Origin of the sequence: Curtobacterium sp. BRB10 (assembly GCF_031844325.1) — a bacterium.
In the GTDB taxonomy this organism is placed as follows: domain Bacteria; phylum Actinomycetota; class Actinomycetes; order Actinomycetales; family Microbacteriaceae; genus Curtobacterium; species Curtobacterium poinsettiae_A.
On the sequence record NZ_JAUZVA010000006.1, the window covers coordinates 22,529 to 35,428 of the forward strand.

A 12,900-nucleotide genomic window follows, 5' to 3' on the forward strand; every position below is an offset into this window, starting at 1 on the left:
GCGGTGGTGACCGAGTACCGGCTCCTGCATCCGCTACCGCGGTCCGTCCGCGACGGCTTGATCGTCAGCCCCTCCGACTCGCAGGGACGCAGGGACGCGGGTGCCGGGTACCAGGCGAACGCGAGCCGCACCAACCTGCGCTCGTCGGTGGGACGGCGGCTCACCGGGGCTGCGGTTGCACTGTTCCTCACGACCGTGCTCGTTGGATGCGCGACAGGAGAGAAGACCATGACCCCCGAAGAAGCGCAGAGAGATGCCCTGACGTTGCTCGACCAGACCACGGCGTCCGCCGACCTCGACTGGTCGTCGCCGGGGGAACCCGTCAGCAAGGAGTGTCCCAAGGGTGTCCGCTACCAGTACATGGTGCACGCTCCGGTCACCTCGAAGCAGGCCGAACTCGCTGACTCCCTGTCGGAGTTCTGGCGCTCCAGAGGACTCGAGGTCGAACGCAGCCAGCAGGATTTCGGGTCGAAGTACGGCAGGGTGTACGGAGCGACGGCGAAGGCAGACGGTAATGCTGGCGCAGCCTTCGAGATCACGAACGGGAACGCACTCGTCTCCGTCAACTCCCAATGCGTTGCTGGCTCGCCCGATGACGAATGACAACCGTGGTGCGGCGGCTGAAGACAGCACGACCGCAGCTGCGGAGCGGGGGCCAGTCGTGGCGAAGGTGACCCTACCGTGATGTCGAAGCAACGCATCGGGCTCGTCGTGTTGACGGCGAGCTTGTTGACCGTGGGCTTCACGGCCTGTGCAGGAGGGAGCCGATCGACGCACACCCCCGAGGACGCGAAGGTCGAGGCCTTGCAACTGCTCCGCAAGACCGAGAAGGCCGTGGACGTGTCGTGGCCAGACACCCCGGAACCGACCGCCGAGCCGTGCGATGACGGCGTGCGTTTCGCCTACTTCGTCCCGGTGTCGGTCGACAACGACGCCAAGGCGACCGCCGAGTCGCTTCGGCAGTTCTGGGAGTCGGAAGGCCTTCGAGTATCGCCGTCCGAGACGGATTTCGGTACGAGGGGCACGCTCTACTCGGCGACTGCCGACCGGGACGGTGCGGGAGGAGCGGCGTACCAGATCAGTTCGACGTCGGTCGCGGTGCAAGTGACCTCTCCGTGCGCAACGGGGTCCGTGCACGATCAGGACGAGTGACGGCGTCGAGGCGGGGGCGGCTGTGATGACGAGGCGAGTGGACAAGCCGATGACCGCTGCCGCTCTGGCCGTCACGATCGCCCTCGCGCTGTCGGGGTGCGGGATGACAGCGCCGGGCAAGACCATGACCATCGACGCGGCGCGCTCGCAGGCCGTGACGGAACTCCGGTCGGTCCTGGAACTCGCTCCCGACACATGGCCGCAGGAAGTCCCGAAGCCGGTCACGAACGACTGTCAGGTCGACGGGCAGAAGGCGGTGCAGTTCAGCTACTACGTCGAGGTGGACAGACCGGACGACCCGCAGGTGCTCGTCGGACAGGCCAGTGAACACTGGAGAAAGCAAGGGTACGAGCTCGCAACGACGCGGACCGAGATGGATGCAGCGACGGGTGACGTTTCCGCCGTGGTCGCGCGCGCCGACGGCAAGCCTCGTGCGTCGATCGCAGCCACGAAGATCCGCGCGCACGTCAATGTGGACTCGCGCTGCGTGCTCGGTGACCCGGACGACTACCGGTGACGGCCCTGATGACGAATGAGGTCTGACGGTTCTGGTTCGCGATCATCGGGGATCGCGAACCGGAACCGCCACGACTTCAGTACTGCGGGCGGATCCAGTCCGTCGGTTGCGCGAAGCGGACGCGGGGCAGGACCTCGTCCGGCTCGGCGGTCCGCACGCTCGTGATGATCGTGTCCTCGCCGTACTCCGACAAGCGGCGGGCGATGCCGTCGCGTTCGTCGATCACCAACGTCGTGCGGAACGCCGGGTCCTCGTGGTGCTCGAACGTCAGCAGGATCGAATGCTCGCCGACGTGCTGGACCAGGATCGGGTGGAAGCTCTCGGAGCCTCGCCCCCATCGCACCATCAGCTTCGGCACGGCCATCCGGACGACGGGAGACGACGCCATGCTCCGGGCGAACGACACCTCGTGCGGACCATCGTAGGGGTCGTGCAGCACGCCCTCGCGGTAGGAGACCGGCTTGGCGCGCTGACGGACGAGCGTCCAGGTCTGCGCGGGCTCGTCGATGTCGACACGGAACTGCCAGAACTGCTGCCGGGACTCCTGGTGGATGCCATCGAGGACGTACCGGGCGGGACGGCTGAGGGCGGCGAGCTCCTCGGCGATCGCGGGACCGTCGGGCCGGGTGAGGAGTTCGTCGAAACGCACGGTGCCAGCATGGCGCACCACGTGCTGTGGACCGCACCCCCTGAAGGGCGGGAGGCGCGGGGCGGGGTGGTGCCGGGCCTCCATGCCGTGTGCTGGTCGCGTCAGGTTGCGTCAAGCAACCGGCGCGTAGACCGGGAGGATGCAGGTCATCGGAGTCGAAGAGTTCGGAGGGCCTGAGGCCCTCGCCGTCCACGAGGTGCCGGAGCCGCACGCCGGGGCTGGATCCGTGCGGATCCGGGTGCAGGCGTTCGCCGTGAACCCGACCGACACGGGGGTGCGTGCCGGGCAGCGGGACAGCTCGCAGGCCTCGCCGCCGTACGTGCCGGGGATGGACGCCGCCGGCGTCATCGACGAGGTCGGGCCTGACGTCACCGGATGGCAGGTCGGCGACGAGGTCATGGCGATGGCGCTACCGCTCAGCGCTCACGGTGGCGCTTACGTGCAGGAGCTCGTCGCGCCGGTGGGGTCGTTCACGCGGATTCCTCGTGGGACGTCTCTCCCGCTCGCCTCCACGGTGCCGATGAACGGGCTGACGGCGTTGCAGATCCTGTCGCACGCCTCGCTCGCGCCGGGGCAGACCCTCGCCGTGTCCGGGGCCGCGGGGCTGCTCGGGAACTACGTGGTGCAGCTGGCGAAGGCCGCCGGGCTGACCGTGATCGCGGATGCAGCTGAGAAGGACGAGGCGCTGGTCCGGTCGCTCGGGCCGGACCACATCGTGCCTCGCGGTGATGGGTTCGCTGCCGCGGTGCGCGTGCTCGTGCCGGACGGGGTCGATGCGCTCGCCGATGCTGCCGTGCAGCGCGACGAGGTGGTGGACGCCGTTCGCGATGGGGGAGTGTTCTTCGACGTGCGGGGGTGGCAGGGCAACGGGGCTCGGGGGATCGAGTTCGTGCAGGTGATGGTGTTCTCGGAGTACCGGTCGTTCGACAAGCTCGAGCAGCTGCGGCATGCGGTGGAGAGTGGGACATTGACGCCGCGGGTCGCCGAGGTGCTGCCGGCTGCTCGGGCTGTGGAGGCGCATGAGCGGTTGGAGGCTGGGGGGACGCGGGGGCGGTTCGTGCTCACTTGGTGAGTTGACGACGCGGTGATGGACGGGAGGTGCGGTGCCGGTTGGTGCCGCGCCTCCCGTCGTTCGGTGGCAAGGCTCTCGTGCTTCGTCGACGTCGAGCAGGTACCCAACCGGTAGGTGGCCCGAAATGACAGTCAGAGCGTGTGGGCTCCCGTGGAGGTCAGTTCGTCCAAGACCGCGCCTGCGCGCTCAGCACCGAGCGTGCGGCTTTGAGAGCAACGCGAGAGCTCGCGGCACCCTGGATATTGATCGGCGGATCCAATTCGCCGATGATGGGCGCCTCCAGCAAGCGGAGAGGAGCAGCCAACTCTGCAGGTTTTGCCCACGCGGACAGCAGGAGGTGTTCGTGCATCCACGCGGTCAGACGGAGGTCATCGTCCGAGCGCAGGGCGTAGTTCGAGAAGTGCCCCGGCTTTTCGACGTTCCTCGGGATGGCCCGGAAGCCCAACGACGGGGCCAGAAGCGCTGCAAAGGAGCGGCGCAGCGTGGACGATCCGGTCTTCGACACCGCGGAGCGTCCCGCCGCAAAGTGGGTGTCGATCTCACGTTTGCGAATGCTGTCCTCGGCCTTGCCGACGTACAGCGGAGTGAGCGGTCCCCGCCACTCAAGTCCGAGTTCGGACCACGTTTCCTTGTTGGACCAGACCGCGTAGAGACCCGGACCGGTCGGCATCCGCTCGGCCGACGTGACCGGGAATGGGTCGGCTCTCAGGGCCTGCTTCGCATCGTCCAGATGGACCTCGAGAGAGTCAGAGCTCATGAGGGAATCCTAGGCATTGCCCGCGGCCAGCGGTTGGACGGGCCGATCACGAGATCGAGCGCACGCAACTGTCGATGGCGCGGATCGTCGGTGCCGCTCTTGCGTGATCCCGAAGGGATATCGCAGTTGTGGCACAGGCGTTGCCGCACCGGTCGGGGGAGAGATGCGCGTTCCCATAGGCTCCTGCGGGCCGACGATGTGTTGGTGATGCGCCTGCGCAGACGAAACGGGGAGAGCATGGCCGACGAGGCTGTTCGGTACGAAACTCGCACGGTGAAGTGCGTGCGGGGGATGGAGTCGCGCACAGCGGCACGATGGGTGCAGGACGGGTGGGAGGTCGTTTCTCAGAAGCAGGGGCGGCTCCAGTCCGAGCTCGAGATTCGGCGGCCGGTGCGGAAGATCTCTCGACGTGCTCTCGTCATCGGTGGCGGCGTCGCTTCAGTACTCGTCGTCGTGATTGTCCTCGGGGCGACCGGAGTCTTCGGGAGCGCCAGCAGCGAGAAAGACAATCGAGCAGACGGTATTCCGACGACAGCGACGACTGCTTCGCGGACACCGACGCCGTCCTCCGCTTCAGCATCTCCGGCGGAGACGACCGCTGACGCCACGGTGATCACCGCCGCGAACACCTCGCAGTTCGCAGCGCTGTTGCAGCTCGGGGAGTACTGCGATTCCTCGATCGGCGCGTTCGCAAAGGACTACGGGGGTCGCACAGTTGCTTTCGACGGCTCGATTCTGAAGATGAACAATCACGACAGCTACACCACGCGCTACGACATCCTGCTCGGTGCTGGCGATTTCAGCACGACCAAAAGTCGCGGGCCGGCCTTCCAATTCGAGGACGTCAATACGACTTTCGACCTGCACTACGTTGCCGACGTGCCTGACACGATCGGCGAAGGAACGAATATCGCTGTGACCGCGAAAGTCGTCGCCTACAACTCGAACCAGTGCCTGCTCCGGCTTGAGCCCGTCCAGACAGCAATCCGCTGACCGGAGACGTACAGTGCTCTTGTGAACACGCCTGGGTTGCCGTTCGATCCGTCAGCGCTCTCCGTCCGGCAGCTACTCAACACGTCCGCCGCGGTGATCGAGGAGCTGCGGCATCGTGGGCTCGTCCGCACGCGGAACTCACCGCTCGGCGACCTCGCGGAGTCGATCGCGCTCCGGGCCTACGGTGGAGTACTGGCTCCGAACTCCGAGAAGGGCTACGACCTCCTCACCGATGACGGCCGGCGGATCCAGGTGAAGGCCCGGCTCGTCGACCCGACTGACCGACGCAGCCAGCAGTTCTCGGCGTTCCGATCCTGGTCGTTTGAAACCGCGTTGTTCGTTCTCTTCGACGCCCGGACGTACGACATCATCTGGGCAAGGGCGCTGTCTAGGGCTGACGTGCAGAGTCTTGGCCGGCGTGTAGAACACACCAACTCGTCCGCTGTGCTCGTTCGACAAGTTGTCTCCGCCGGTCAGGACGTGACAGGGGTGATCGCGGCGGCGTTCGACGAGCTCGACGATCCCGAGAGGCATCGCCCACTCACCACGCGCACACGGTTGTAGTCACACGTAGTCTGCCATTTTCCCCCTGCCGCAGTTCGACTGGACCTCGATCGACACCGGGACTGCTGCAGGTTTCGTTGACTCGTTCGTTCCGGCCGCGAGTGCGACCTGTGGGTTGATGATCGTCTCGTACTCGATCGGGGTCAACTTCTCCAGACCTCGTTGCCGTCGTTCCGGTGATAGGTCGCTTCGATCCAGGTGGTAATTGCCAGCCGGAGCACTTTCCGGGTGGCCCAACATTTCCGGCTCAAGACGTTCTTCTGCAGGAGCGCGAGGAACGATTCCATCGCAGCGTTGTCCGCGCACGCACCGACTCGGCCCATCGACCCGAGCAGGCCGGCTTCACCCAGCGAGCGGACGAGCTTCTTCGACCGCAACTGACTACCGCGATCCGAGTGGACGACCGTCCCGGTCGGGTTCCGGCGGTGCACCGCCATCCGCAGGGCCGCGACGGCGAGCGAGGACTACAGCCGGTCACTGATCGAGTAGCCAACTGTGTGGCGCGAGCAGGCGTCCTTGATCGCGCAAAGGTAGAGGCTGCCCTCACTAGTCGGGTGCTGAGTAATATCGGTCACCAGAGCTCGTCGAGGTCTGGCGTCCTGAACGCACGCCGGACCTGCTCGTTGTGCACCGCGGCCCGGCCTTCCGGTTCAGGCCACGATTCTTCGCGTGCAGCGAACACAGCCGCTGCCGCGAGCACAACCACCACACCCGCTGCTCGGGCACCCGATGGCCGGCAGCATGAAGGTCATTGGCGATAGACCGGTACCCGATCGTCGGATCGTCCCGGTGCGCATCGTCGCTGAGTTGGCGCGCGTCCGCCCAGTCGCGTCACCGGATCAGCACGCCACCGATAGAAGGCCTGCTTCGAAAAACCCAACACCCGGCAAGCCACCGCGACAGGAACACCGTCATCGGCGAGTTCGGAGACGAGCGGGTAGATCATCTTGGAGTTGCGACTGGGCGAAGTACGCCGCTGCCCTGCGGAGGGTCTCGTTCTCCTGCTCGAGAAGCCGGATCCGTCTCTGCGCGTCCCGCAGCTCCGCCTGGTCCACCGCTTTCGCCGACCGCGACGCTTCAACACTGATCCCGTCGTCACGGTCCGCGGTCCGCGAGCCGCAGCCAGCGGAGCCAGGCAGCACTCGGAGACGCCAAAGTCCATCGCGACCTGCCGCACCGACGTCTCGACCTTCGGGGTGACCGCGATCACATGACGGCGGAACTCTTCCCGATACGCCCTCACCATGGCGCACATCCCTCCAGCAGGAGCCAACGCCCCTACCTCTCAGGAGTCAACCGAACCTGCAGCAGTCCCGTATGCCTCCCGTCCTTCCCGCATGTCACAGCCCGCGCCACTCTGCCAGATCATCCTGTCGCTAAGTGTCCACAGGCCCCAGACCGGGGCCGTCTGGCACCGCCAAGCCAGGTAGGCTCGCGGGGTCTGTCAGACGCAAGGCGGACAGTCTAGAACTCATGATTGACGCATCCGCGATTGCTCCGGATGGGAAGTTGAGGATAGTGCTCGATCTTAAGCGCTCGCTACCGCTGGCATCGTTGGAGGAGCCTCCTGTCGGCGGACGGCCCTCTCGTCCGCCAAGGGCGGGACGATTCTCTGCCCCGCGCGTTCACCGTGCCATAGAGGCACTACGCGCCGACACTAGGCGCACGTTCGAGTCCAACTGGCTTGCCGCGGTGTGTGCGTTTGCCAGTGAGGCTCGGCCAGATCTCGAAGAATCCTTCAAGATATTTCTCGGAACAACTCCTTCAGGCTCCAATCATCTACGCGGAATGACTGTCGGCGAGGTCGGCGTAGTGTACGAAGCGCTCTTGGCGAGTCTCGGACGTAGTGAGCGCAAGGCTAGCGGGCAATACTTCACGCCCGATGATGCTGCCGCGTTCATGGCTGAACAATCGCGTACGTTCCCAGACGAAGGCGTCTGGCTCGACCCTTGTACGGGTGTAGGAAACCTCGCCTGGCACCTGGCCGCAGCTCAGGCGGACCCTGCTTCGTTCGTGAAACACAGGCTCACCCTTATCGATTTGGATAGGACGGCGTTACTGACGGCTGTCGTAATCCTCGCGAGCACCTACGCAGAGGAGAACGACCAAGGCGCTTTGGAAGCGATATGGGGCCGGAGCCGGGTTCGGGATTTCCTCTCAGACGAGGCTTTGCCGCCCCATGATTTTGTGATTGTAAACCCCCCGTACGCGAGAAGTCCTCGCCGGAGCGGGTTTAAAACCGCTGCAGCAAACGAGCTGTTTGCCTATTTTATGGAGCGCGTATCGTCCACGTCGCGAGGTTTGATCGCAGTTACACCAGCTGCATATCTGAATGCGCCACGATATCAGGCGCTGCGTGACCACCTCGACGAAACGCAAACCGGAGGGTATGTATTTGTTTTTGATAATGTGCCTGATACGCTCTTTCGCGGCTACAAGTACGGATCAACAAATACCTCTAACACCAATTTTGTTCGCGCTGCAATCACCGTCTGCACCCCTAACCGTGCTGGATGGCAGATAACTCCGATTCTCAGGTGGGCTGCGGGATCGCGGAGTCGAATGTTTCTGGAAGCGCAGGACCATCTCGTAAATCGGCGCATTGGACCTGACGGCCAGTGGGCAAAAGTGATGCGCGGTACCGAGCAGTTGTGGCAATACCTAGAAGGTGCGACGCATTCGCTCTCAGATTTCCTGGTCCGGGGTCCAACAGATTACCACTTAGATGTCGCTTCGACGCCGCGCTATTACATCTCGGCATCAATCCGTCCGCTCGACCGGGCGAGCAAGCACATTCTGTTCTTCGCGGACGCGGAAAGTCGTGATCGTGCGTATCTTCTAATAAATTCCTCCGTATCGTATTGGTGGTGGCGTGTGATCGACGGAGGGGTTACTTTACCGCTTCGCGCGTTGCGATCTTTGCCGATGCCGGAGTTTACTCCGGACGACACTATTGTCACACGCCTCAGAAATTCCGAGACGACGGACGTGGTATCTAAACTCAACGCTGGACGCCAGAACGAGAACGTGAAGCGGCCCCCTGCTTTGGTGGAGGCGGTGAATCGGTGCGTGTTGGGAGATGTGCCTGGGAGCTTCCGAGAGGTCTACGCTCCTGATTTATTTGTCGCCTAGCTTTGGCCCTCGGACAGGGGTTTGATCATCTGAGAATTAGTCGGTATCGTCGCAGGTGTGAATCAGGGTTATGGCCAACGCGATCCTCGCGACCTCGAACGGTCCGAGCAGAGAACGCACCGAGTGGGTCTCGAGCGAGAGTTCGTTCCGGCGGAAACGCTTTCAGAGGCAACAATCCGCGTTCGAATGTTGACTGGTGTTACTCCTGAATCTACTCGCGGAGAAAAGCGTGCACTGTTGGCTCTACGCGATGCACTGCGTCTCGATGTAGCAACAGTTGAGACGAATGCTGTGCTCGGGGCCGCTCTGGCCGATGCTCTGAATGTCACCTGGTTGCCGGCGATCTATGTTGACACTAACAAGCTTACTCTCGCTGGTGTGAACGCTCTTCTTGAGGGTGCGACGTTCGCCTATCAGGAGGGAGCACTGCGGGCTCTGCAGCCTAAGCTTTCCGACCATTTTGCTGCACTGACCTGGTCGGGTTTTCAGTCTGCCGTTTCGAAGATCGAGGCTGTGACTCGCATTGCGGCACTGACCAATTCCGGCCCGGAGTGGTTGGGGCCCGGTAGCAAAGAACACAAGAGTGTCCTCATTAATCTGGGCGCCAGTTTGCTACCCGGTCTAAATCAAAATGGATTGAGCAAAACTCAACTGGCTGCTGCGATCGCTCAAGGTCTTGACGCGCCGTGGAGTGACGACTTCATCTCAACCGGGGAGACAATTCGGTTGAATGGATTGAATGCAATTCTGGCCGGCGCCGAGCGCCGACTTGGCAGGCTTGGATCCTCTTACGCTGCTGGCTTGACGCCCGAAGCGGAAGGTGTTGCCCTGGTCGACGCGCTGTGGCAGAAAATGTTGACCGAAAAAGAAGAGCGGTGGGATGGCAAGGAGAAAATCGAATGGCTACGCGACGAGGGTACTCGTCAGGAAAATCAGATGGAGTGGCCCGGTTTCTACTTCGAGTATCGTGGTCGAGATGTGCTGAATAGCACCTTCCGCCCCAACCCGCACCCAGTGCGAGTGAAGTATGGACACACTGTCTTTGACTACTCATTGAACCATGTTTGGGATCTTAAGTCGCACACGGCTGAGCGCGAACGGCCCGGGTATGCGACGGTGGTGCAAGGTGATGACGAGGTTCAGCTGAATGATGCGTCTGCGGTTCGTGCTTGCGTCGACGAGCAAGGTCTTGGCTTCATTATCCTCACCGGTAGGGCTGTCAGCGATGAAGACGGCGAATTCAAGCGCTGGCACGACGAGTTCAAGGGTAAGCCGAGTAGGCCGAGCCTGAGTGGAAAATCGCGTGCGCGTAAAGCCGCGTTCCTGCCTCTGGCTGTGGAAGCGTACTGGATTTCCAACACTTCCGCTTTGAATGCGGGCGTATTGAGTGGGGCGCTCAAAGCGGTACCGCAGGGCCGACAATCATCCGGCGCCGCGAGGCCAGACAAGTTTCACATGAGGCTTGAACCTGCGCGGCGGATCATGAGCGTTGCTTCGCGAGCCTCCCGCCTCGGGTCTTAGCGCTAAGGCTATGGCTCTTCAATCCCTATACCGGTTGGTCGGCGCACCGCGAAAGACAGGCGTTGGCCAAGGGTCGTGCTGAGAAGAGTTGCGTAGGTCGGATATATCGACGCGTCGCGGCTGTCAGGCGGCAGGCCACGGAGCGTCAAAACGACTTTGCCGCAGTACTTCCCGCCGACAGTGGCTGAACAGTGACTGAACCCGCGGGCCGCGGTTGCGCACCACCCTCGGCAGCGGCGACTCGGCGAACCGCTCCCGCGAGTGCTCCAGCTGAATTAAGGCTTCGGCAGCGTTGGGTCGGTTCCGATCGAGGATCGCCAGCGCCTCGATGACCGCAGGATGCACGCCCGGCGCCGAAGTGCCGTCGAGCACAGCGACGTCATCGCGGACGAACGATCCCAGCCACGCCTACGAGTAATCGGTCAGCGCCGAACACCCGATGTATAAGTCGTCCCCACCGGTATCGACGAGCGCCACGGCCTGCAACGATGGCGGCGTGGTCCGGTGCTCCTCGACGGTCGACAGCCTCTCGCCGAGTGGTCCACGCCGCACGGAGTGACCCGCGATGAACGCCCGACGCGCCAAGCGAAGGAGCGAGTGACAGCAACGGGGCCCGCGACCGAGGACAACGCCAACCCGGCCCATTCCCGCGGGTAGAAGTTGTAGGTGAGCTCGACGTCCAGGTTAGCGAACGGCGCCAGGTCGACGGCCCGCGGCGTGCTCGCGTTGAGGGCGATCGGCAGGACGGCAGCGATCGAGAGGATCTCAGGGACCGAGAACCTAAGTCGATCCGAACCCGAGCCAGCCCGATCGACCGCAGGAACTCCCACGGCGAATCACCGAGCAACCGAGCGATGTTGGGGGAGACATCTGCCACGGCCGAGAGTACCGAGGACTCAGCAACCGACAGGATCGCGGTCGCAGTGGCTCAGGCACCCGCGGCGACGTCGAAGGTCGGACCAGCCAGCGGACCGTGCGCCAGGTACGCACTCGCGCCCAACCGCATCAGCGCGCAGTTCCCACGGAGTCAGCCGACGTGACCTGCACGTCGAGCGGAGCGTGTGGAGCGACGGGGTCGCCGGACGGTGCAGACGACTGCGCCTCGAGGTCGGCCTTCACCGACTCGGACACCCCGAACAACAACGTCGCCACGAACCCCACGACGTACGCCACGACGAGGCCCGACCCGTACCCGAGCAACGCCCACCCGTACCCGGACGAGCCGTTCAGCAGCGGGATGAGCGACAGGTCCGAGGCCCCGATGGCGATCGCCCCGACGGAGTGCCCGAGCTGGTCGAACAGCCCGACGACACCGCCACCGAATGCCCCACCGATGCACGCGGTGATGAACGGCCGACCGAGGGGGAGCGTCACACCGTAGATCAGCGGCTCACCGACACCGAGGAACCCAGCCGGCAGCGCACCCCGGATTGTCTGCACGAGGGAGGCGTTCGACCGGAACCGCACCCACAGCGCGATGCACGCACCGATCTGCCCGGCACCACCCATCGCCAGCACGGGCAACAGCACGGTCCACCCGGTCTGCTCGATCAGCGTGGCGTGGATCGGGATGAGTCCCTGGTGCATCCCGGTCATGACGAGCGGCAGGAAGAGCCCGCCGAGGATGAACCCGGCGAAGGCCCCGCCGTTCGCGAGCAACCACGTGGCAGCCGTACCGATGGCGACGGAGACGACTCCGGCGACCGACATCAGGATGCCGAGCGTCACGGAGCCGGCGACGAGGACGGTCACGGTCGGCACGACGATGAGCGCGATCACGTCCGGAGTCACGCGCCGCATGAAACGTTCGACGTAGGCGGCGAGGATGCCGCCGGCCAGCGCGCCGAGCACGCCGCCCTGCCCGGGGGCCAGGGTCTCGCCGAACACGGTGACGTTCGCGACGCCGGCCGCGACGATGATGCCGCCGACGGCACCGCCGAGGATGGGCGTGCCGCCGAACTCCTTCGCGGCGTTCATCCCGACGAACACGGCGAGCAGGGACAGGAAGCCGGACGAGAGCACGCCGAGGAACGGCGTCACTCCGGGCACCCAGCCGAGGTTCGTCAGGATCCCGTTGATCCCGGCGATCAGCCCGCAGGCGATCAGTGCGGGGATGAGTGGGATGAAGATCGCAGAGATCTTCCGGATCGCGTGCATGGTGCGGCCGTCGGAACGGGATCGCGTGGTCGCCTTCATGGACGCACCGCGAGCAGCGAGCTCCTCAGGCGACGTACCGGACCCACCAGCCGCAGCTGCCGGGGCGGACGCGCGCAGGGCCTCCAGGCCGTCGGCCACGCGGTCGACGAGGCCCGGGCCGAGCACGATCTGCAGATTCGAGCCGGCCGCCAGGGCGGCCATGACGCCGTCGGTGGCCTTGAGCTCGTCGAGCGCGACCGCGTCGGTGGACACGACCTCGACCCGGAGTCGGGTCATGCAGTTCTCGACGTCGACGATGTTCGCGGAGCCTCCGACGGAGTCGAGGATCTGCTGGGCGAGTTGCTGTGCATCGGGCATTGCTGTGCTCCTCGGGGGAAGGAATCGAG

The 12,900-nt window shown here is 64.3% G+C and carries 13 protein-coding genes and 1 pseudogene; 8 read left to right on the forward strand and 6 right to left on the reverse strand.

The window, feature by feature from the left end; genetic code table 11:
- Positions 1–228: 228 nt before the first annotated feature.
- The 3 genes from Q9R26_RS13555 (at position 229) to Q9R26_RS13565 (ending at position 1,669) form a co-directional block, all read left to right on the forward strand.
- Positions 229–603 (forward strand): hypothetical protein, encoded by a 375-nt coding sequence (locus Q9R26_RS13555; protein WP_262137567.1) that lies wholly within the window; start codon positions 229–231, stop codon positions 601–603.
- A gap of 132 nt (positions 604–735) precedes the next feature.
- Positions 736–1,152: a hypothetical protein gene (locus tag Q9R26_RS13560; protein ID WP_311227556.1), complete on the forward strand. Its 417-nt coding sequence runs from the start codon at positions 736–738 to the stop codon at positions 1,150–1,152.
- A gap of 37 nt (positions 1,153–1,189) precedes the next feature.
- Positions 1,190–1,669: a hypothetical protein gene (locus tag Q9R26_RS13565; RefSeq protein WP_311227557.1), complete on the forward strand. Its 480-nt coding sequence runs from the start codon at positions 1,190–1,192 to the stop codon at positions 1,667–1,669.
- Between the two features lie 76 nt (positions 1,670–1,745).
- Here Q9R26_RS13565 and Q9R26_RS13570 read toward each other — a convergent pair whose 3' ends face one another.
- Positions 1,746–2,318 carry a hypothetical protein gene (locus Q9R26_RS13570; RefSeq protein ID WP_311227558.1) on the reverse strand — a complete coding sequence of 191 codons (573 nt, stop codon included), beginning with the start codon at positions 2,316–2,318 and terminating at the stop codon, positions 1,746–1,748.
- A gap of 139 nt (positions 2,319–2,457) precedes the next feature.
- Here Q9R26_RS13570 and Q9R26_RS13575 point away from each other — a divergent pair, with 139 nt between their 5' ends.
- Entirely contained in the window at positions 2,458–3,390 is a 933-nt protein-coding gene (locus Q9R26_RS13575; protein WP_311227559.1) for an NADP-dependent oxidoreductase, read from the forward strand.
- 157 nt (positions 3,391–3,547) lie between these two features.
- On the opposite strand, the gene Q9R26_RS13580 is transcribed toward Q9R26_RS13575, so the two are convergent.
- Complete coding sequence (locus tag Q9R26_RS13580; protein WP_311227560.1) at positions 3,548–4,147, reverse strand: GIY-YIG nuclease family protein; 600 nt, start codon at positions 4,145–4,147, stop codon at positions 3,548–3,550.
- A 237-nt stretch (positions 4,148–4,384) separates the two neighbouring features.
- Here Q9R26_RS13580 and Q9R26_RS13585 point away from each other — a divergent pair, with 237 nt between their 5' ends.
- Positions 4,385–5,140: a DUF4839 domain-containing protein gene (locus Q9R26_RS13585; RefSeq protein ID WP_311227561.1), complete on the forward strand. Its 756-nt coding sequence runs from the start codon at positions 4,385–4,387 to the stop codon at positions 5,138–5,140.
- Positions 5,141–5,161: 21 nt separating this feature from the next.
- Positions 5,162–5,704: a DUF6998 domain-containing protein gene (locus tag Q9R26_RS13590; protein WP_311227562.1), complete on the forward strand. Its 543-nt coding sequence runs from the start codon at positions 5,162–5,164 to the stop codon at positions 5,702–5,704.
- 120 nt (positions 5,705–5,824) lie between these two features.
- Here Q9R26_RS13590 and Q9R26_RS13595 read toward each other — a convergent pair.
- Positions 5,825–6,950 (reverse strand): annotated as a pseudogene (locus Q9R26_RS13595) (IS3 family transposase); the annotation flags it as partial.
- Positions 6,951–7,492: 542 nt separating this feature from the next.
- Between Q9R26_RS13595 and Q9R26_RS13600 the strand changes: the two are divergent.
- Both Q9R26_RS13600 and Q9R26_RS13605 read left to right on the forward strand, forming a co-directional pair.
- Positions 7,493–8,836, forward strand: coding sequence for an N-6 DNA methylase (locus tag Q9R26_RS13600; protein WP_311227563.1), 1,344 nt, complete (start codon positions 7,493–7,495; stop codon positions 8,834–8,836).
- 57 nt (positions 8,837–8,893) lie between these two features.
- On the forward strand, positions 8,894–10,357 hold the full coding sequence (locus Q9R26_RS13605) for a hypothetical protein (protein WP_311227564.1): 1,464 nt from the start codon (positions 8,894–8,896) through the stop codon (positions 10,355–10,357).
- Positions 10,358–10,480: 123 nt separating this feature from the next.
- Here the strand turns inward: Q9R26_RS13605 and Q9R26_RS13610 are convergent, their stop codons facing one another.
- The 3 genes from Q9R26_RS13610 to Q9R26_RS13615 form a co-directional block, all read right to left on the reverse strand.
- Complete coding sequence (locus Q9R26_RS13610; protein WP_311227565.1) at positions 10,481–10,729, reverse strand: hypothetical protein; 249 nt, start codon at positions 10,727–10,729, stop codon at positions 10,481–10,483.
- A 36-nt stretch (positions 10,730–10,765) separates the two neighbouring features.
- Positions 10,766–11,002, reverse strand: a complete 237-nt coding sequence (locus tag Q9R26_RS18625; protein ID WP_396136831.1) for a MupG family TIM beta-alpha barrel fold protein — start codon at positions 11,000–11,002, stop codon at positions 10,766–10,768.
- A gap of 360 nt (positions 11,003–11,362) precedes the next feature.
- Positions 11,363–12,871, reverse strand: coding sequence for a PTS transporter subunit EIIC (locus tag Q9R26_RS13615; RefSeq protein ID WP_311227566.1), 1,509 nt, complete (start codon positions 12,869–12,871; stop codon positions 11,363–11,365).
- Positions 12,872–12,900: the final 29 nt, after the last annotated feature.